Source organism: Nocardioides sp. (assembly GCF_047606145.1).
Lineage (GTDB): Bacteria > Actinomycetota > Actinomycetes > Propionibacteriales > Nocardioidaceae > Nocardioides.
Genome location: NZ_JASGET010000070.1, coordinates 1 through 18,976 on the forward strand (window position 1 = coordinate 1; position 18,976 = coordinate 18,976).

The following is an 18,976-nucleotide window of genomic DNA, read 5'->3' on the forward strand; positions in this document are numbered from 1 at the left end:
CCTCGTCGACGGCGTCGAGACCGGCCACCCCGTCCGGCTCTCCGGTGGCACCGCGACCCTCCACTACACCGGCTCGGGAACCGTCACCGCCGTCTACCACGGCGACCGGTACTACAACACCAGCACCTCCTCGTGAACGGACAGGACACCGAGATGAGACACCCCGCGAAGAAGACGGCGCGCGCGCTGACATCGGTGGTCGCGCTCGCCCTCGCCGCGAGCCTGGCCGCCCTGACCGCCCCGGCCGGGGCGGTCACCGTGACCACCGCGGTCAGGAGTCATGGCCACGACTACCGGCTGACGGGCTCGCCGATCACCATTCGCAGGGCCACCGACTACACCCTGCGGGTGCGCACCGGCGGTGCCCGGGACCTGCCGAGAAAGGCCGATGCCACGACCTGGTTCGTGACCGCCGACGGCACGCCGGCGTTCACGAACACCCGCGGCGTCGCGACCGCCACCGGGCGAGGCTCGACCCTGACCGTCACCGTGCACGCGGCGAGGATCCAGGGATTCGCCGGCAACGGCTCGGCGGCGCTCTACCTGGCCGCACCCGATGCGCATCCGATCCGGGTGGGTCGCTGGATCATCCCGACGCTGACGGTCTCCAGTGACCTCTACGGCTCGGCGTACACCTATGGCAAGAGCACCCTGAAGGAGCACTTCGGTGGCGCGGTCACCTTCGACCCGAGCACCGACGCGGCGCTGAAACTCACCCTGCCCGGGCTGGACAACAGCAAGATCGGCGGTCGGACGGCAGTCGCGCTGGCCTCCGGAGACGGGTACTACCCCTCGGAGTACGACCTGAGCTCCACCGCCCTCGGCGCGTGGTCGAAGGGATCCTCGACCTACACCCTCGAGACCGGCGACCTCACCCTCGACACCGGCGACTATCCGATCCTCGACACCGACAGCGGTCGCGAGTGGAGCTGTCTCGGCGGCGACGGGCAGGGGCACTACACCTTCAACCTCGCGGTCAGCGGGATCACCTACAACGGCCTGCCGGTGGCGAGCCGGACCTTCCCGCTGCACGTCTATGTCTACGGCTACAACTACACCAGCGACGCCGAGACCCTGTACGGCGACGGCACCGCCGTCACCGCCGACTTCGCGCCGCTGCGCGAGAAGGTCGCCGATCCTCCGACGCCCGGCACGCGGCCGATCTGGACGTGGGTCGGGGACGGCAGCGAGCCCAACCTGGTCGACGCGAAGGCCGACGACTTCTACGTCACCTGGCCCCGCGGCGTGAACGCCTCGGCCCTGACCGCGGCGGATGTCAGGATCACCCTGCACGGCAGGCAGGGCGACGCGCTGACCCTGAAGCCCGGCACCGACTACCGGGTCCACCAGAACTCCGCCGGTGAGTCGCAGATCGCGCTCACCTACCAGAACTGGGCCTTCGAGCCGGTCTACGACTCGATGAGCGTGACGGTGAGCGCGAAGCATCTGCGGCATGCGAGCGGCCTCGTCGCCACGGACCTCTCCGCGAGCTACGACATCTCCAGCGTCTACGTCTACGAGGCTCAGCAGGGCGGCGGTGGCACGACCGTGGACGGCACCGTGACGGCGTACAGCTTCTACGGGCTGAGGAACCTGACCTCGTGGCGGCAGCTGATGTCGCCGGCGACGTACACGCTGAAGACCACCGTCGACGGAACCGACGAGTACTACGCCGCGGACTCCTCCGGCACCGCGACCCTGGTCACCGACCCGAGCGCCGCGATGTCGTACGACGGCTCGGGAGCCGCCGACCGCAACCAGCGGCTGATCGGGAACACGCTGTACGTCACCACCCGGCTCGACCAGACCGTGAGCCGGACCGTCGCGGGCCGGGACCTGAGCTTCACCAAGGTCTACTCCGGCGGCGGCCTGCTCAACCCGACGACCGCGGACCAGGGCCTGAGCGCCACCGCCGGCTACGCGATCCCCTCGGGCACCACGAACTGGATCACCCACGAGAAGTGGGCCTGGCAGTCGAGCATCGCCTCGGGATGGACCGGCATCGACATCGAGCCCTACACCGGGAAGTTCGAGTGGAGCCTCGCGAAGGGCGGCACCCAGCAGTTCACCGCCGACGATCCGAGCGTGACCTGGAGCCTGGTCGGCGCCGAGTCGACGAGTACGACGATCTCGGCGGACGGCCTGCTCACCGTGGGCGCCGACGAGACAGCGAGCTCGGTCGCCGTGGTGGCGACCTCCACCACCGATCACACCGCGGAGGGGAAGGGCACGGTCAACGTCGACATCGAATAGCCCGACGAGCCCGACGAGCTCGAGCGGGCCGACGTCGACCAGCGACCCTCAGAGCTCCGACTGCACTCCCGCCAGCAGCTGGCGAGCCATCACGATCCGCTGCACCTGGTTGGTGCCCTCGTAGATCTGGGTGATCTTGGCGTCCCGCATCATCCGCTCCACCGGGTAGTCCCGGGTGAAGCCGTAGCCGCCGAGCAGCTGCACCGCGTTGGTGGTCACCTCCATCGCCACGTCCGAGGCGAACGCCTTGGCAGCGGCCCCGAAGAAGGTCAGATCGGGGTCGGTGCGCTCGGAGCGGCCGGCGGCGGCGTAGGTGAGCTGGCGGGCGGCCTCGATCTTCATCCCGGCGTCGGCGATCATGAACTGCAGGCCCTGGAACTCGGCGATCGCCTTGCCGAACTGCTGACGCTCCTTGACGTAGCCGAGCGCGTAGTCGAGCGCCCCCTGGGCGACGCCGACCGCCTGCGCGGCAATGGTGATCCGGGTGTGGTCGAGGGTCTTCATCGCGTACTCGAAGCCCTTGCCCTCCTCGCCGATGATCCTCGTCCCGGGGATCCGGACGTCGTCGAAGTAGACCTCGCGGGTCGGGCTGCCCTTGATGCCGAGCTTCTTCTCCGGCGCCCCGAAGGAGACCCCCGGGTCGGACCTCTCCACCACGAACGCGCTGATCCCCCGCGACCGCCGCTCCGGGTCGGTGGCGGCCAGGACCGTGTAGTACTCCGAGACGCCGGCATTGGTGATCCAGCGCTTGGTGCCGTTGAGCACCCAGTCGTCGCCGTCGCGCACCGCGCGGGTCTTCTGTGCCGCCGCGTCCGAGCCGGCGTCGGGCTCGGAGAGGCAGTAGGAGAAGCCGCCCTCGCCGGCGGCGAGCTTGCCGAGGTACTTCTTCTTGAGCTCCTCGCTGCCCCCGATCTGCACCGGCAGCGAGCCCAGCTTGTTGACCGCCGGGATCAGCGAGGCCGACACGTCGGCGCGGGCGATCTCCTCGATCACCAGGACCGTGGCCAGGGCGTCGGCACCGACGCCGCCGTACGCCTCGGGCACGTGCGGAGCGAAGAAGTCGGTCTCCAGCAGGGCGTCGTGGGCCTCCTGCGGATAGCGCGCCGCCTCGTCGACCTCGGCGGCATGAGGCGCGATCTTGGCATCGACCAGCTCGCGGATCACCTTGCGGATCTCCTGGTGCTCTTCGGAGAGAGCGAACATCGGGTACGTCTCGGTCATGCTCGGATCCTTTCGGTGGTCCCGCGCTCAGTAGGTGTAGAAGCCGCGGCCGGACTTGCGGCCCAACAGCCCCGCATCCACCATCCGGGCGAGCAGCGGCGGCGCCGCATACAGCGGCTCCTTGAACTCCTCGTAGAGAGACTCCGCCACCGCCTTGGTGGTGTCCAGGCCGATCAGGTCGGCCAGTGCCAGCGGCCCCTGCGGGTGTGCCGCGCCGAGCACCAGGCCGCGGTCGATGTCCTCGGCGGTGGCGAAGCCGGACTCGAGCATCCGGATCGCGGAGAGGATGAAGGGCACCAGCAGGGCGTTGACCACGAACCCGGCCCGGTCCTGGCAGTCGATGGCCTGCTTGCCGAGCTGGTCCTGCACGAAGGACCGCGCCCGCTCGGTGGTCTCGTCCGAGGTGAGCAGCGAGGGCACCAGCTCGACCAGTGCCAGCACCGGCACCGGGTTGAAGAAGTGGATGCCCATCACCTGCTGAGGTCGGCTGGTGACCACGCCGAGCTTCATGATCGGGATGGAGGAGGTGTTGGACGCCAGGATCGCGTCCGGGGCGGTGACGATCTCGTCGAGCTTCTTGAACAGCTCCACCTTGGCGGCCTCGTTCTCCACGATCGCCTCGACCACCAGCTGGCGATCGGCCAGCGCGGCCAGCTCGGTGGTCACCCGGATCCGGTCGAGCACCGACTCCGCGGTCTCGTCGCCCAGCTTGCCCTTCGCCGCGGCACGACCGAGCGACGCCTCGAGTCGCCTCAGACCGGCCTTGGCGGCCGCGTCGCTCGACTCCACGACGACCGCGTCCAGGCCGCTGCGAGCGGCGACCTCCGCGATTCCCGCACCCATCAGACCGCAGCCGACGACACCGATCCGCTCCATGCTGACTCCTCGTTCTCGGTACTTGATTCCGAGATTATGGTACTCAGTACCCATCGATGTCCACGCCTGCCCTCGAGGAGCCAGCGATGCCGAGCAACACCCGCGAGCGGATCGCGCACGCCGCCTTCGACCTGTTCGCCACCGACGGCTTCGAGCGGACCACCATCGACCAGATCGCGGCCCGGGCCGGAGTCGGCCGGACGACGTACTTCCGCTACTTCCCGACCAAGGACGCCGCGGTCTTCCCCGACCATGCCGCGATCCTCGACGCGGTGCGTGCCCGGCTGGAGAGCGGGGACGCCGAGACCGCCGCGGTGGCGCTGCACGAGGCGTCCCGGATCGTCCTGCGGCACTACCTGGCCGAGGGCGATCTGGCCCGCAAGCGCTACCGGCTCACGCGTTCGGTGCCGGCGCTGCGCGACGCGGAGATCGCCGGCCAGCGCGCCTATCAGCGGCTGTTCCGCGATCAGCTGCGGGACTGGTTGAGCCCGGTCGGTGACGCTGGCGCCGACGATCTGGCCGCGGAGGTCGGCGCGAACGCGGTCGTCACCGCCCACAACCACGTGCTGCGACGGTGGCTGCGGGCGGAGACCACCACCCCGGAGGAGGACCTGAAGCGTGCGATCGAGGAGTACGCCGACCGGCTGCTCGCGGCACGCGGACACGGCACCGCATTGCTGACCCGCACGGTCCGCGACCTGGACGAGCTCGCCGGTCGGCTGCGCCGCGCGTTGGAGTGAGCCCTGGGCGCCGCCGACCGTCAGCGGATGCGGAAGCGCACCGTGGTGTGCGCCGCCGTGGTGTGGCCGTTGCCGAGGTAGCGGACGACGATCGTCTTGCGGCCGTGGGCGAGCTTCCTCAACGTCAGCCTCACCCGACCGTGACCGAGTCGGCCGTGCCCGACCTGCTTCCCCTCGAACCGCGCCACCACGCGACCGGTGGCGGCCCTCCCCATCGACCGGACGACGACCTTCACCTTCGGGTGCCGGGTGTGACCGATCTTCCTCTTCACCGGCCTGGCGATGAGACGGGCGCGGTGCTTCGCGATGGAGTCCGCGCTCGTGCTCGTCGTGGTTCCGGTCCCTGTTCCCGTGCCGGTGCCAGTCCCGGTGCCAGTCCCAGTCCCGGTGTCGGTGTCGAGGATGTCGACGTACCCGAGAACGCTGCTGGCGCCGTCGGCGAGGGTGCAGGTGAGGCCGCTCAGCGCTCCGCCGAGCGACAGTGTCGACGGCAGCGAGACCGGCAGCGCGGTGCCGGGAACCGCGTCGGTCAGGTCGAGCGGCGCGGTCAGGCCGCCATCGAGCTGCAGACCCCCGGTGAGCAGCTCCGCCAGGGTCTCGGTGGCCGGGGTGAGACTGATCGCGGCCGGGAGGTCGGCGAGGTTCAACGTGGTGTCGAGCACGCTGGTCGCAGAGCTCAGACCGACCAACAACGGCGCGAAGAGCGCGTTCAGCCCGCCGTCGCCGAAGACGCCGGTGATCGGCAACGAATCGAGAGCGTCGCCCTGGGTGAGCGTGCCCGGGAGATCCGCCGCCAGGGTGAGCGGGGCCGAGACCAGCGACACGCCGCCGACGACGGTCCCCGTGCAGTCGTAGGACGTCGAGCCGGTCGCGGCAACGACCGCGGTCGTCGTACCGATGGCGACGCCGGCGGCGGCCAGCGACAGGCTGACGCCGAAGGCGGCGAGCCGGCCGGCCGACCGAGCGACACGGCGCGGCGCCGACGGCGTGGTCGAGGTACTGCTGGTCATCGCTTCCCCGTTCGTTCCGGCCGGTCGAGTCACCGGCAGCGCGACGGTAAGGGCCACGGTCGGACCCGCGGGGCGAAACGACCGAACGCTCCGGCGTGCCCGATGAAGTTGATCCGGTCGGACCAGTCACGATAGTCGGACTCGGCCATCCGGCCACCGATCGATGCTCAGCCCGGACCGGGCGGTCACGTCCGCCGATGGAAGCGGAGATCGCCGTTGGCCAACCTGGTGTGGTCGACGTTCGGGTCGTGGACGACGCGATGGTGGTGGCCGCAGAGGCTGATGCCGTTGTCGAGGTCCGTCCCGCCGCCGTCCGACCAGGGTTCGAGGTGATGCACATCGGTCCATGCCATCGGCACGTCGCAACCCTCGGCCCGGCAGCCGCCGTCGCGCAGACGGATCGCCTTGCGCTGCGCCGGGCTGTAGAGCCGCGATCTCCTGCCCAGATCCAACGGCTGACTCTCGCCGCCGAGGACGATCGGGATCAACCCGGCGGCGCAGGCGAGTCGACGGGCCTGGTGGGCGGTGACCTTCACCCCGTCGAACCCGTGCCCGACCGACGAGAGGTCCGCGGTGCCGAGGTCTCGCAGGAGATCCTCGAGCCGGATCGTGACCACCACGGTGGTGGCGTCGCCGCCGTGGCGCGGAAGGCTCGCCGGGTCGAGTCGTTCGAGCAGCTCGCCCAACGCCACCCCGCGCAGATGAGCGTTCCTGGCGGCCGAGACCGGCACACCCGAGTCTGCCTCCAGCTGCTGTTGACGGGGTTGGGTGAACGAATCCAGATAGGTCACCAGCCGGTGCACCGCCGCATCGGGCAGGGTGCCACGAAGGTCGGTGGTCCCGTCCCCGCGGCGCCGGAACCCCAGGCGGGTCGCCCTCTCCGCGTTCGCCTCCAGCGCCTGCAGCCGCTTGGCCTCCTCGACCTCGAAGCGCGCCGGGTCGACCTGCTCCAGGATGCGCCTGCCCAGGATCGTGAGCTGTCGCGGCCCGAACTGGTCGGCGTGGGCCAGGAGCCGGATCTCGGCCTTCGCCAGGATCTCCGGCTCGATGCCCTCGGGCAGGTCGTCGAGAGCCGTCACGATGACCGTTGCCTGAGCCAGGTTCACCCGCCCCTGGTCCAGCGCCTCAGCCACTCGGTGCCAGCGACCGTCGAGGGCCCGGGCGAGCCGGGACTCGGCCCGAGCCACCGGCCTGGCCTGATGTAGCTCCAGGCTGGCCCAGGCGGAGATGTCCTGCCCACCCGCCTCGGTCGCGACATCACCGGATGCGGCGAGCAGCCGCATCCGCAGCCCGTCCACGCGCGCCTCGAGCTCGGCGAGCACCTGAAACGCCTCCCGCTTCTCCGCAGCGTTCAGGAACGTCGGGCCATGCTCGGCGGCCCGCGCCACCCCGGCCGAGGCGGCGGTCAGCTCCCGCAGCATCACCGGGGTCCGCGGAACTCCGGGCGCACCCCAGGCATCGTCCTCACCGCGCTGATCGTCGTCGGACATTCCGGGAGCCCTGCCGAGAGTGTTGTGTGCCTTACCATCCCATGATAGACAGTCAAGCCACATTATTCAAGCATATGTTCGAATCATGTCGCAGACGCCGCCGGCGCGGCTTCGAACTCAGCCGTCCGGGTCGCCAGAGACACGCCCCAGAAACACGGCGACCCGAAGCATCCGGGCCGACGCCTTCCGGTTCGCCTCGTTCGCCTCGGCCGCCCAGCCGCCCACCGGACACCCCGGGGCACAATGGACGAGGTGAGCATCTGGCAGGACCGCGAGACGGTCGACTACTTCCTCGACGAATGCGACACCTGGGCGATCGTCGGACTCTCCGGAGACCCGTGGCGCACGGCGTACTCGATCGCCGCGGAGCTGCAGCAGCACGGCAAGCGGATCGTGCCGATCCACCCGCGAGCGGCCACCGAGGATCTGGTGGTGCTGGGCGAGAAGGCCTACGCCACCCTCGCCGACGTGCCGTTCGACGTCGACGTGGTCGACGTCTTCCGCCGCTCCGAGGCCGCCGGCGAGTTCGCTGACCAAGCCGTCCGGATCGGCGCCAAGGGCGTGTGGTTCCAGCTCGGCGTGATCGACGAGGCGGCCTTCCGCCGCACCCGGGAGGCGGGGCTGAAGATGGTGATGGACACCTGTCCCAGCAAGGAGTGGTTCGACCGCGCGAAGCGGGACGCCGCCACCCGGATGCGCGAGGACTGAGTCCTCGCCATCGCGGTGCCGCTGGTCGTGCCGTGGTGCGGAGTGGACGACACCCGGAGTGTCCAGACCGACCAGGTGAGGCTCGCCTGCGGGATCAACCACCACGATCGCCGACGAGACGTTCGACGACGTCAAGAGCCTGGACGACCAGCAGGTGTCGGCCCGCTACGCCGAGGCACACTCCTGCTCGCCACCGAGGGCGCCGGCACCGGAGAGGAGCTACTGATCCGGTCGCGGCCTCACCCCTCGCCGCGCACGACCCTCCCCTTGGCCTCGGCGGCCCGTTTGAGAGCGGCCTGGAAGGTCAGCATCCGCTCGGTCAGATCCGGGTCACCGGCCGCGAGGATACGTACGGCGAGCAGCCCGGCGTTACGCGCGTTGCCGATCGACACGGTGGCGACCGGGACACCGGCGGGCATCTGCACGATGGAGAGCAGCGAGTCCATCCCGTCGAGGTGCTTCAACGGCACCGGCACCCCGATCACCGGTAGCGGCGTCACCGCGGCGAGCATGCCCGGAAGATGCGCCGCGCCCCCGGCCCCGGCGATGATCACCGACAGTCCGCGCGGGTGCGCCTGCTCCCCGTAGGCGATCATCTCGCGGGGCATCCGGTGGGCGGAGACGACGTCCGCCTCGTACTCCACACCGAACTCGGCGACCGCGTCGGCGGCCGCCTTCATGGTCGGCCAGTCGGAGTCGGATCCCATCACGATGCCCACGCGTGCCGTCACGCGCCCACCCTAGTGTCCCGGTCGACCTCCTGTCCGGTCGATCGCCGCGGGTCCGCGCCCAGCCCGTCCCTCGAGCCGGTCCCCTCGAGCCGGTCCCATCGAGCAGAATCTGGCCCACGGACTGAACCATCCAGCCGTTCGCCGACAAAGACCAGGTGTGATGACCCTGCGACCCCGCGGTGCCCAGACGGAGCCGACGCCCGAAAACTCGGACGACTTCGAGGCCTGGGTGCGCCCGCATTGGTCGACGATGCGGCGGTTGGCGACCCGGCTCGTCGGGCCGACCGACCGGGACGACGTACTCCAGGAGGCGCTGACGGCCGCCTGGCGGACCCGCCGGCGCTACGACCCCACCCGAGGAGAGTCGGCAGCCTGGCTGTTGGGTATCACGGCGAAATGCGCCGCCAACCACCGCCGCACGCAGGAACGGCATCGACGTCACCGTTCGCGGACCGACCTGTCCGAGTCAGCCGTGGCGCCGTCCACCTCGGTGGACATCGCCGCACGGCTCGATCTGGACACCGCGGTGAAGCTCCTCCCGCGGCGACAACGGTTGGCGGTCGAGCTCGTCTACTTCCTCGGGTTGAGCCAGGACGAGGCCGGCCTGGTGATGGGCTGCGCGACCGGAACGGTCAAGTCCACCCTCGCGGCGGCTCGCCGATCGCTCCGAGACCGATGGGGAGACTCCGATGACGCACGCTGACGACCGACTCCACCACCTCCTCCTCGCCGCCGGCGAGGAGTGGCGCGACAGCGATCGCGACCAGAGCGACCCAGCCCAGAGCGACCAAGCCAGGCACGACGACCTGTCCCGGTTGCTCGGCAAGGCCATCGCCGACGCCGACAAGCGCGACACTCGGCACCGAGCCCGGCTCCGCATCGCGATCGCGGCGACCGCGATCGCGGCCGCCGGCCTGGCGGTGGGCCTGGTCGCCTCCCTCCCCCATTCGGCGCGCGAGGGTGGCTCGAGCGCGTCCTGCGTCGGGCCGTTCCTCTCCCTGCGAGCGGACCGGGTCGTCCCGCGTGAGGGCTCCTCGAGGACCACGCGGGTCTCACCGGGCGAGACTCTGCGGCTCTACGGCTCCCACTACGTCACCCGGTGCGGCGACCTGATCCAGGCCGGGCGGGTGATCAACCCGATCAGGCCGATGAAGCACGTCACCCTCACCCTGCGCTCGGGCGGCACGTCGTCGGTCCTCGCCGAGGTGCGGCCGGACGCGGATGGCAGCTTCGTGACCGTCGTACGCATCCCGCCCGGCACCGGGCCGGGGCGCGCACGCATTGCCGACGGCCACCGGAATGTGCTACGCCTCCAGGTCACCCCTCGATGACCTCGCCCACCGACGGGTCCGGACTACTCGCTCTCGTTGCCCAGGTCCCCGCGGAACCAGGCCGCGGCGTGCCGGGCCCGCGCCAGGCAATCCTCGAGGTCGTCGCCGTAGGTGTTCACGTGACCGACCTTGCGGCCCGGGCGCAGCTCCTTGCCGTAGAGGTGGACGCGCAGCCGCGGGTCGCGGGCGAGAGCGTGCGGATAGCCGTCGTACAACCGACCGACCTCCGCGCCGTCGGTGTGCTCGGCGCCGAGGATGTTGACCATCACCGACCAACGGGCACGTGGCGCGGGTGAGCCGAGCGGCAGGTCCATCACCGCGCGCAGATGGTTCTCGAACTGCGAGGTCACCGCGCCGTCCTGGGTCCAGTGCCCGGTGTTGTGCGGCCGCATCGCGAGCTCGTTGACCAGCACCCGGCCGTCGGTGGTCTCGAACAGCTCGACCGCCAAGATGCCGATCACGCCGAGCTCGCCGGCCACCTGCAACGCCAACTCCTGGGCACGGGCGGCCAGCGTCGGATCCAGATTCGGCGCCGGGGCGATCACCTCACGGCAGATCCCGTCCACCTGCAGCGTGGCCACCACCGGATAGGCGGCCGCCTGACCGCTCGGGGACCGCGCCACCAGCGCGGACAGCTCACGACGGAAGTCGACGAGCTCCTCGGCCAGGAGTCGTACGCCGGTGCGGGCAGCCACCGCCAGCGGCTCGGTCACCTCCGCGGCCGAGCGCACCACCCAGACGCCCTTGCCGTCGTATCCGCCGCGGGTCGTCTTGAGCACGCACGGGAAGCCGAACGCCTCCACCTCCTCGGGCGAGCCGACGATGGCGTTGCGCGGGCAGGGCACGCCCATCGCACCCAGCACCTCTCGCATCACGCCCTTGTCCTGGGCATGCACCAGCGCCTCCGGACCGGGACGACAGGCGACACCGTCGGCCTCCAGCGCTCGCAGGTGCTCGGTCGGCACGTGCTCGTGGTCGAAGGTCACCACCGCACATCCGGCGGTGACCTCACGCAGGGTGTCCAGGTCGCGATAGTCCCCCACCAGTTGGTCGGGGATGACCTGCGCGGCGGAGACACCGTCGGCCTCGGCGAGGAGTCGCAACGGCAGTCCGAGTGCGATCGCGGGCTGGGCCATCATCCGGGCGAGCTGACCGCCACCGATCACGGCGAGCGTGGGAGCGAGGGGCACGGCCCGATGGTAGGTCATCGGACCGTGCCCTCAGCCGTCGGTCCCGGGCCGGTCAGCTCATCGCCGGTCCGGTCTCGAACCGGAGTCCCTTGCCGCGGATCGTGGTGATGAGGTGTGGATGCCGACCGTCGTCGCCGAGCTTGCGTCGGACCCATCCCAGATGCACGTCGATGGTCTTCGAGGAGGTGTAGAACGACGCCTTCCACACCTCGCGCATCAGCTCGTCCCGGGTCACGATGTCACCCGCCCTGCTGATCAGGGCGTGGACCAGATCGAACTCCTTGCGGGAGAGCGAGATCTCGTCCTCGCCGCGCCAGGCGCGACGTCTCTCGGGGTCCACCCTGATCTCTTGAACTTCGATCACGCTGCCAACGTTAAGGACCGCCGGACAGCCCCCGCAAAGGTTTGCCGGTTTTGGCCAGTGACATCTTGCTGCCAGCTCGACCGGTTGCGATCGGCCCGGTTGCGATCGGCCCGGTTGCAATCGGCCCGGTCCACCGGCCCGGTCGATGCCCGCTACGACCGCCGTACCGCCACCGGCTCGACGATGCCGAAGCCACGCACCGGCCTGGCCGCCATCCGGCGGGTCTCGAACTCGTCGTCCGGGAGCGCCGAGGCGGTCGCCTCGTCGATGATGATCCGGTTGCGGCGAGCGACGGCGGTGAGCCGGGCGGCCATGTTCACCGGCGGGCCGAAGACGTCGCCGAGCCGGGTGACGATGGAGCCCGAGGCGAGACCGACCCGGACGTCGGGCATTCGTGGGTCGCGACCGACGACGTTGATGATTCCCTCGGCGGTGTCGTAGGCGCGGACGGCGTCGTCGTTGACGAACAGCACCGAGTCCCCCAGCGACTTGATCACCCGTCCGCGCTGGACCGCGACCACGTCGGCGCAGCGGGACTCGAACAGCTCGACCAGATCGCCGATCTTCTCCTCGGTCAGGGTGTTCGACAGCGCGGTGAAGGAGACGATGTCGGCGAACCCGACGGTCAGCTGGACGGTGCCGACCTCGTCGGTGCCGGCGAAGGACGCCTCCGCACGAGCCAGTGCCGCCCGCATGTGCCGACGCCAGGAGTAGCGCATCAGCTCCTCGAAGGAGTCACTGAACTCGTCGATGATCTCCACCGCCGCGCGCAGCAGCTGGCGGGTGTCTCGCGGCCCGTCCGCGCCGCCACCGCCGAGGGTCTCGATGTGGTGCAGCAGCGCGGAGACCTCGTAGTCGGAGAGCCGTGCCATCGCCTGGCCCATCCCGCGGGTCAGGTTGACCGCCAGGTCGAAGTCGACCAGTCCGGAGGCGGTGATCTCCTGCAGCACCGTGAGGGCGTGCACGTCCTCGGCGTCGAAGAACCGCTCCTCGTCGCCGACCTCGGGGAAGCCGAGCGCACGCCACAGTCGCCTCGCGTTGGCGAGCGAGAGGCCCACCTCGTCGGCGACCTCCGCCGAGGTGAGCGGATCGCTCCCGACCCGGTCGCCCTCGGCGCCCTGCCCGGTCCCGGCGGTGTCAGACACCTTCGCCCCGGCCGCCCTCGTGCACGTCGTGCAGCAGCTGGTTGAGTCGGCGCTGGGTCTCCTCGACGTGCGGGATGTCGTGCAGGGTGACCTCGCCGTCGGTGCTGGCGTCGCTGATGATCAGGGTGCCGCAGCCGAGCATCCGGTCGATGAGCCCGAACTCGTACTCCACGTCGCTGATCCGCGAGAGGGGGATGTCGTGGCCGCGCCGGGTGATCAGGCCGCGCCGAGTGATCAGTCGCCGGTTGGTGAAGGTGTAGCTGCTGGTCAGCCATGCGAGGAACGGGCGCGCCGCCCACCACCCGATGCCGACCAGCACCAGCACCCACACGATCCAGTGGACGATGCCGTTGTCCACCGCGACGGTCAGGACGACCCCGACGGCGAGCAGGACGACGGTGATCAGCAGCGGCACGAGCAGCGCCTTCACGTGCGTCCGGGTGCTGACGATGATCTGCTCGCCGGGGTTGAGCAGCTTCTGGGAGATGACCACGTCCCGATCATCCCATCAGTCGGGCGTGAACGACGTCTCCGGCCGCCACCGCGTGCTCGCGTCCACCGGCATCGATCAGCAGCCTGCCCAGGTCGTCGACGCCGGTGGCCCGCCCGGTGATCACCCGGCCGTCGGGGAGCTCGGCGCGCACCTCGGCACCCACGGTGGCGCTGAGGTCGGCGTAGGCGGTGAACAGCTCGGCCGGGCGATCGGCCAGCTCCCGGTAGGCCCGGGCGAGCTGGGTGAGCAGTTCGACGAGTACGGCGGTCCGGTCGACCGCACCTGCCGAGGCCAGCGCCAGCGAGGTCGCCGTCGGCACCGGGAGCTCGGCGGCGCTCAACGAGGTGTTCAGCCCGATCCCGACCACCGCCGCCGGACCGAGGTCGGTCTCGACCCGTTCCAACAAGATCCCGCAGACCTTGTGCCCCACCGACCCGGCCGCGCCGATCAAGACGTCGTTGGGCCACTTCACCGCGGCGTCGTACCCCTGCACCCGCAGCGCGCGCGCCACCGCGACGCCGGTCATCAACGGCAGCCAGGGCCACCGGGCCGCGGGCAGATCCGGTCGCAGCAGGACCGAGCTGGCCAGCGCGGCCCGCGGTGGCATCTCCCAGCCCCGATCCAGCCGGCCTCGGCCGGCCGTCTGGTGCTCGGTGGTGACGACCAGCCCCGCGGGCTCACCGGCTCGGGCGCGGTCGGCGACGATCGCGTTGGTGGAGGGCGTCGAGTCCAGGATCTCGATCCGCCAGCCCGGCACCTGCGCCAGCCGTACGGCGTCCAGGGCCGGTCGGTCGGTGGGGCTCTCGGGCATCGGGGACTCCTAGATCCGGTGACCTCCGGCAGGTCGGCGGGTGGGTTGGATGCTATCGGCGAGGTACAACTGTCTCGACAGGACATCGACACGGCCACGATCGACGGGAGATCGACGATTCTGCTGCGTTCCTGGCCGGTGGCCCTCGGGTGGCTGGTCACCCGCGTCCTGGTGGTGGCCTGGCTGGTCGGCGGCGAGCACTTCGTGGTCGGTGACGTCACCTACTACCGCACCAGCCTGGACCAGCTCGGTGAGCTGCATCTGGCCCACACCCTGGTGGAGTACCCGGTGCCGGGGGTGATCCTGCTCTGGCTCCCGTACGTCGTGCTGCACGCGCACGGCCAGCTCGACGCCTACCTCGGTGTGGTGGCCGGGCTGGCCGCTCTGGCCGACCTGCTCTTCGGCATCCTGCTGGTGCGCTCCGGGACCTGGGGCGCACCACGCCGACGCTATGCCGGCGTCACCGCCGCCGAGGCGGTCTGGCTGCTGGCGGTGCCGGCGCTCGGCGCCACCTGCTACGCCCGGTTCGACGTCGTACCCGGGATCCTGGTCGGTCTGGCGGTGCTGCTGATGGTGCATCGACCGGGTCTGGCCGCTGCCGCCGGCACCCTCGCGACCGGGGTGAAGTACTGGCCGGCCCTGGTGCTGCCGGCCCTGGCCGCACCACGCCGCGGCCGGCGTCGGGTGCTGCGCACCGCGCTGGCACTCGGCGCCGCGCTGAGCCTGGCCAGCCTGGCGCTCGGCGGTTGGTCGCGGTTGTTCACCCCGCTCACCTACCAGGACGACCGGGGGCTGCAGATCGAGTCGGTCGCCGCCACCCCGGCGATGCTCGCCTGGGGACAGGGCGAGCAGGGCTACCAGGTCGGCTACACCGAGTGGAAGGCGTACGACGTGACCGGGCCGGTGGTGCACGCGGCGCTGCGGGTCGCGAGCATCTCCTCGGTGGTGGTGCTCGCCGCGATCGTGTGCTGGTGGCTGCTGGCCTGGCTGCGCACGGAGAGGACCGACGAGCAGACCGAGGAGCGGACCGACGGCGCCGAGCCGGTGGTGTGGCTGGTGCTGGCGGCGGTGACCGGCTTCATGGTGACCAACAAGGTGCTCAGCCCGCAGTACCTGCTCTGGCTGCTGCCCGCGGCCGCGGCCGGGCTCGCGGTGGTCGACACCCCCGCCGGACGACGGCTGCTGGGCTGGTGGAGCGGTGGCCTGCTGCTGGCCGCCGTGCTGACCCATGAGGTCTTCCCGAGGAACTACGGCTATCTGGTGCAGCACGCCTCCGAGACGGCGCTGATCACCGAGCTGCTCGCCGCCCGCAACCTGATCCTGGTGGCGCTGTTCCTGACCGCGGCCTGGCGCGTGACCCGCCTGCTGTGGCCGGGCCGGGCCGAGCGCGATCGGCTGATGCGCCTGCTGCGGGCCGAACGGCCCGCCCCGCTCAGTGGCTCACCGATCGGGCGGAGGCCACGATCTGGTCGGCCAACGCGTCCTGACCGGGCCGGGTCAGCAGAGTGAGCTGCACCGACCCCACCGTCCACCGGGTCAGGCGCCAGCCACGGTAGGTCCAGGTGCCGTCGCCACCGGACTCGGCATCGCTCACCTCGGTGAAGCTGAGATTGGGCTGCCAGAGCTTGAACGGCACCTCGCCGAAGACGGCCGGGAAGGATCGCACCGGCTCGCAGGCGATCATCGGCGCGGCCCGGTGGCTGTCGTCCTTGGCGACGTAGGGATGGCGGGGTACGTCGTCCCAGGCGTCACCGGGGGTACGGATGCAGTCCGGTCGCAGCGGTGGCATCGCATCCGTCCAGCTCTTCGGCACCTGCACGGTGACCGAATCCCGCACCACCCGGCGCATCGTGATCGGCCGAGCGTTCTCCCCGGCCTGGGCGCCATTGCTCAGGCCGCCCGCCGACCCACTCGCCGAACCCGCGTCTCCCCCGGTGGACGAGGCGCCGCTCGCGGCACTGTCGCCGGCCGAGTCGGCGGAGCCACCGTCACGGTCGGCCAGCCCGACGACCGTGCCGACGCCGAGCACCACCACCGCGGCCGCGGCCACCGCCGGCAGCCATCGCCGGAGTCGACGTACCCGACCCCCGCCGGGCCGACTCTGTCCGGGACCGATCTCGACGGGACCGATCTCGACGGGTGTGAAGGAGTCGGCCCGCCGGTGCAACGCGGCCCGGAACGCCTGCTCCTCCCGGTCGAACGCGCCCGCCGCCGGGTCGTCGCCCGGCGTGTGCCCAGGAGTCTGCCCAGGATGCTTGTCGTCGTCGCTCATCGTTCGCTCCCCTCCGTCAGTCGGGCCCGCAGCCGGGCGAGGGCGCGGTGCACATGAGAGCGGGCGGTCGCCTCCGGGCAGTCCAGGATCAGCCCGATCTGGGCGAAGCTCAGGTCCTCGTAGAACCGCAGCACCACGGCGGCGCGCTGCTTCTTCGGCAGCGAGCTGACCAGCTCCCAGGCCTCGTCCGCGTCGTCGAGCCGAGCCATCTCATCCCCCGCCTCGGTGTGGTGGTCGATCGCCGGCTCGACGTCCTCGACCACCACCAGCCGACGATGCTTGCGCCAGCGTGAGACCGACCCGTTGACGATGCTGCGCCGGATGTAGGCCTCGGCGGTCCCAGCCTCCGCCAGCTGCTCCCAGCGCGGCAGTGCGTTGGCCAGCGCGTCCTGGACCAGGTCCGGCGCGTCCGCCGAGTTGCCGGTGACCAGGTAGGCGAAGCGCTGGAGCGCGGCGCCTCTGGCCGCAACCCAGCTGCCGAAGTCTCTCGGCTCATCGGTCTCGGTCTCCGCCACGATCGGCACCTCCGCGGACAGTCTCACATCTGGGGTACGCGTCGGCTCGGTACGACGTTGCAGGAGCGGTGCCGAACTAGTCTCGGGACCGTGACCGAGCCCGGAACCGCCTCGCGACCCGTCGACGCCCGCAGCGACCGCTTCGTCGAGGAGTACTGCGCCCTCGACCCGCTGACCGCCACCTACACCGGAGTCGCGGGCCACGATGCCGAGCTGCCCGACCTCTCGCCGGACGGGTACGACGCCCGGGAGCGGCTGGCACGCGACGCCCTGCGCGAGGTCTCCGCGCTGCCACCGCACGATGAGCGCGAGCAGGTCGCGCAGGAAGCGTTCTGCGAGCGGATCGGGCTGGACGTCGAGTTCGCCGACGCACAGCTGGACCGCTCCCACCTCTCGGTGATCGACAGCGGCATCCATGAGCTCCGTGCGGTCTTCGACCTGATGGCGGACGAGTCCGAGGAGGACTGGAGCAACATCGCGGCCCGGATGCGGGCCTTGCCCGACGCGGTGGCGGGCTATCGCCGTACGCTCGCCGAGGAGGCGGCCGCGGGCCGGCTCGTCGCCGCTCGGCAATACCGCGAGGTCGCCGAACAGATCCGGGACTGGACCGCCCAGCGACCGGGCCAGAGTCCGGCAGACGCCTTCTTCGCCGGCCTCGCCGCCCGCTGTCCCGAGGAGCTGCCGGCCTCGCTGCGCGGTGATCTCGCCACCGCCGCCACGGCGGCCACGGCCGCGTTCGCCGACTTCGGCACCTTCCTCACCCGTGACCTGGAGCCCCACGGACGGGCCCAGGAGGCGGTCGGCCGCGACCACTACGCGCTCTGCTCCCGGCGCTATCTCGGCGCGGCGGTCGACCTGGCCGAGACCTATGCCTGGGGCTGGCAGGAGCTGAAGCGACTCAGCGACGACATGGCCGCCACCGCGGGCCGGATCCGGCCGGGCGCCTCGGTGCGCGCGGCCGTGGCCGCTCTCGATGCCGATCCCGCCACCAAGATCGCCGGCAAGGAGGCCTTCCGCGGCTGGATGCAGGAGCTCGCCGATGCCACCGTCGCCGAGCTGGCCGACGTGCACTTCGACATTCCCGAGCCGGTGCGTCGCATCGAGTGCATGATCGCGCCCACCACCAGTGGCGAGATCTACTACACCGGCCCCTCGGAGGACTTCTCCCGACCCGGTCGGATGTGGTGGTCGGTCCCGGCGTCGGTGACCGAGTTCAGTCCGTGGCGGGAGAAGACGACGGTCTTCCACGAGGGCGTGCCCGGTCACCATCTGCAGGTGGCCCAGACCGCCTACCGCGCCGACCTGCTCAACCGCTGGCAGCGGTTGATGTGCTGGGTCAGCGGACACGGCGAGGGCTGGGCGCTGTACGCCGAGCGGCTGATGGACGACCTCGGCTACCTCGACGACCCGGCCGACCGGCTCGGCATGCTGGACGGACAGTCGTTCCGGGCGGCGCGGGTGATCATCGACATCGGGATGCACCTCGAGCTCGAGATCCCCGCCGACAACCCGTGGGGGTTCCATCCCGGTGAACGCTGGACCCCCGAGCTGGGCCGCGAGTTCATGGGCGAGCACTGTCTGATGGATCCCGCCTTCATCGACTTCGAGGTCAAGCGCTACCTGGGCTGGCCCGGCCAGGCTCCCTCCTACAAGGTGGGCGAGCGGATCTGGCTGGAGGCACGCGATGCCGCCAGGGCGCGGGCGGGTGACGACTTCGATCTGAAGGGCTTCCACCGCGCCGCACTCGACCTCGGCTCCCTCGGCCTCGCTCCGTTCCGGGCGGCCCTCGGGCGGCTCTGAGGTCGGGACGGTTTCGCCGGTGAACC

The 18,976-nt window shown here is 70.9% G+C and carries 19 protein-coding genes; 7 read left to right on the forward strand and 12 right to left on the reverse strand.

What is annotated here, in order from left to right; all coding sequences use genetic code 11:
* Positions 1-153: 153 nt before the first annotated feature.
* Positions 154-2,253, forward strand: a complete 2,100-nt coding sequence (locus tag QM638_RS08755) for a hypothetical protein (protein WP_415141575.1) — start codon at positions 154-156, stop codon at positions 2,251-2,253.
* A 48-nt stretch (positions 2,254-2,301) separates the two neighbouring features.
* Here QM638_RS08755 and QM638_RS08760 read toward each other — a convergent pair whose 3' ends face one another.
* Positions 2,302-3,474, reverse strand: a complete 1,173-nt coding sequence (locus QM638_RS08760; protein WP_415141576.1) for an acyl-CoA dehydrogenase family protein — start codon at positions 3,472-3,474, stop codon at positions 2,302-2,304.
* 27 nt (positions 3,475-3,501) lie between these two features.
* A complete protein-coding gene (locus QM638_RS08765) occupies positions 3,502-4,350 on the reverse strand; it encodes a 3-hydroxybutyryl-CoA dehydrogenase (protein ID WP_415141577.1) in 849 nt (282 codons plus the stop codon).
* Between the two features lie 86 nt (positions 4,351-4,436).
* Between QM638_RS08765 and QM638_RS08770 the strand changes: the two genes are divergently transcribed.
* Positions 4,437-5,090 (forward strand): TetR/AcrR family transcriptional regulator, encoded by a 654-nt coding sequence (locus QM638_RS08770; RefSeq protein WP_415141578.1) that lies wholly within the window; start codon positions 4,437-4,439, stop codon positions 5,088-5,090.
* Positions 5,091-5,110: 20 nt separating this feature from the next.
* Here QM638_RS08770 and QM638_RS08775 read toward each other — a convergent pair whose 3' ends face one another.
* Both QM638_RS08775 and QM638_RS08780 read right to left on the reverse strand, forming a co-directional pair.
* Complete coding sequence (locus QM638_RS08775) at positions 5,111-6,100, reverse strand: hypothetical protein (RefSeq protein WP_415141579.1); 990 nt, start codon at positions 6,098-6,100, stop codon at positions 5,111-5,113.
* A 185-nt stretch (positions 6,101-6,285) separates the two neighbouring features.
* Positions 6,286-7,590, reverse strand: a complete 1,305-nt coding sequence (locus QM638_RS08780; protein WP_415141580.1) for a DUF222 domain-containing protein — start codon at positions 7,588-7,590, stop codon at positions 6,286-6,288.
* 252 nt (positions 7,591-7,842) lie between these two features.
* On the opposite strand from QM638_RS08780, the gene QM638_RS08785 reads away from it, so the two are divergent.
* On the forward strand, positions 7,843-8,298 hold the full coding sequence (locus tag QM638_RS08785) for a CoA-binding protein (RefSeq protein WP_415141581.1): 456 nt from the start codon (positions 7,843-7,845) through the stop codon (positions 8,296-8,298).
* Positions 8,299-8,537: 239 nt separating this feature from the next.
* Here the strand turns inward: QM638_RS08785 and purE are convergent, their stop codons facing one another.
* Entirely contained in the window at positions 8,538-9,029 is a 492-nt protein-coding gene (gene purE / locus QM638_RS08790) for a 5-(carboxyamino)imidazole ribonucleotide mutase (protein WP_415141582.1), read from the reverse strand.
* A 160-nt stretch (positions 9,030-9,189) separates the two neighbouring features.
* Here purE and QM638_RS08795 point away from each other — a divergent pair, with 160 nt between their 5' ends.
* Positions 9,190-9,732: an RNA polymerase sigma factor gene (locus tag QM638_RS08795; protein WP_415141583.1), complete on the forward strand. Its 543-nt coding sequence runs from the start codon at positions 9,190-9,192 to the stop codon at positions 9,730-9,732.
* Positions 9,719-10,360, forward strand: coding sequence for a hypothetical protein (locus tag QM638_RS08800; RefSeq protein ID WP_415141584.1), 642 nt, complete (start codon positions 9,719-9,721; stop codon positions 10,358-10,360). The genes QM638_RS08795 and QM638_RS08800 overlap by 14 nt, the downstream gene beginning before the upstream one ends.
* 23 nt (positions 10,361-10,383) lie before the next feature.
* Here QM638_RS08800 and QM638_RS08805 read toward each other — a convergent pair whose 3' ends face one another.
* The 5 genes from QM638_RS08805 to QM638_RS08825 form a co-directional block, all read right to left on the reverse strand.
* Positions 10,384-11,550 (reverse strand): 5-(carboxyamino)imidazole ribonucleotide synthase, encoded by a 1,167-nt coding sequence (locus tag QM638_RS08805; protein ID WP_415141585.1) that lies wholly within the window; start codon positions 11,548-11,550, stop codon positions 10,384-10,386.
* A 52-nt stretch (positions 11,551-11,602) separates the two neighbouring features.
* The gene (locus QM638_RS08810) at positions 11,603-11,914 is read right to left on the reverse strand and encodes a winged helix-turn-helix domain-containing protein (protein WP_415141586.1); all 312 of its coding nucleotides are present in this window, start codon (positions 11,912-11,914) and stop codon (positions 11,603-11,605) included.
* Positions 11,915-12,066: 152 nt separating this feature from the next.
* Complete coding sequence (locus tag QM638_RS08815; RefSeq protein ID WP_415141587.1) at positions 12,067-13,059, reverse strand: adenylate/guanylate cyclase domain-containing protein; 993 nt, start codon at positions 13,057-13,059, stop codon at positions 12,067-12,069.
* Positions 13,052-13,552, reverse strand: a complete 501-nt coding sequence (locus QM638_RS08820; protein WP_415141588.1) for a PH domain-containing protein — start codon at positions 13,550-13,552, stop codon at positions 13,052-13,054. Before QM638_RS08820 ends, QM638_RS08815 begins: the two co-directional genes overlap by 8 nt.
* Before the next feature lie 7 nt (positions 13,553-13,559).
* On the reverse strand, positions 13,560-14,363 hold the full coding sequence (locus tag QM638_RS08825; protein ID WP_415141589.1) for a biotin--[acetyl-CoA-carboxylase] ligase: 804 nt from the start codon (positions 14,361-14,363) through the stop codon (positions 13,560-13,562).
* Positions 14,364-14,501: 138 nt separating this feature from the next.
* Between QM638_RS08825 and QM638_RS08830 the strand changes: the two genes are divergently transcribed.
* A complete protein-coding gene (locus QM638_RS08830) occupies positions 14,502-15,872 on the forward strand; it encodes a glycosyltransferase 87 family protein (RefSeq protein WP_415141590.1) in 1,371 nt (456 codons plus the stop codon).
* Here the strand turns inward: QM638_RS08830 and QM638_RS08835 are convergent.
* Together QM638_RS08835 and QM638_RS08840 are read right to left on the reverse strand one after the other, a co-directional pair.
* Positions 15,796-16,635, reverse strand: coding sequence for a hypothetical protein (locus QM638_RS08835; protein WP_415141591.1), 840 nt, complete (start codon positions 16,633-16,635; stop codon positions 15,796-15,798). The genes QM638_RS08830 and QM638_RS08835 overlap by 77 nt on opposite strands.
* Positions 16,632-17,150: a SigE family RNA polymerase sigma factor gene (locus QM638_RS08840; protein ID WP_415141592.1), complete on the reverse strand. Its 519-nt coding sequence runs from the start codon at positions 17,148-17,150 to the stop codon at positions 16,632-16,634. Before QM638_RS08840 ends, QM638_RS08835 begins: the two co-directional genes overlap by 4 nt.
* Before the next feature lie 90 nt (positions 17,151-17,240).
* Between QM638_RS08840 and QM638_RS08845 the strand changes: the two genes are divergently transcribed.
* Entirely contained in the window at positions 17,241-18,950 is a 1,710-nt protein-coding gene (locus QM638_RS08845; RefSeq protein WP_415141593.1) for a DUF885 domain-containing protein, read from the forward strand.
* Positions 18,951-18,976: the final 26 nt, after the last annotated feature.

Excerpts from the sequence above, each read along its gene's own strand:
- QM638_RS08780 (WP_415141580.1), bottom strand. The coding sequence starts at position 7,590 with ATGTCCGACGACGATCAGCGCGGTGAGGACGATGCCTGGGGTGCGCCC.
- QM638_RS08825 (WP_415141589.1), bottom strand. The coding sequence starts at position 14,363 with ATGCCCGAGAGCCCCACCGACCGACCGGCCCTGGACGCCGTACGGCTG.
- QM638_RS08775 (WP_415141579.1), bottom strand. The coding sequence starts at position 6,100 with ATGACCAGCAGTACCTCGACCACGCCGTCGGCGCCGCGCCGTGTCGCT.
- QM638_RS08795 (WP_415141583.1), top strand. The coding sequence starts at position 9,190 with ATGACCCTGCGACCCCGCGGTGCCCAGACGGAGCCGACGCCCGAAAAC.
- QM638_RS08765 (WP_415141577.1), bottom strand. The coding sequence starts at position 4,350 with ATGGAGCGGATCGGTGTCGTCGGCTGCGGTCTGATGGGTGCGGGAATC.
- QM638_RS08760 (WP_415141576.1), bottom strand. The coding sequence starts at position 3,474 with ATGACCGAGACGTACCCGATGTTCGCTCTCTCCGAAGAGCACCAGGAG.
- QM638_RS08800 (WP_415141584.1), top strand. The coding sequence starts at position 9,719 with ATGACGCACGCTGACGACCGACTCCACCACCTCCTCCTCGCCGCCGGC.
- QM638_RS08755 (WP_415141575.1), top strand. The coding sequence starts at position 154 with ATGAGACACCCCGCGAAGAAGACGGCGCGCGCGCTGACATCGGTGGTC.
- QM638_RS08835 (WP_415141591.1), bottom strand. The coding sequence starts at position 16,635 with ATGAGCGACGACGACAAGCATCCTGGGCAGACTCCTGGGCACACGCCG.
- QM638_RS08770 (WP_415141578.1), top strand. The coding sequence starts at position 4,437 with ATGCCGAGCAACACCCGCGAGCGGATCGCGCACGCCGCCTTCGACCTG.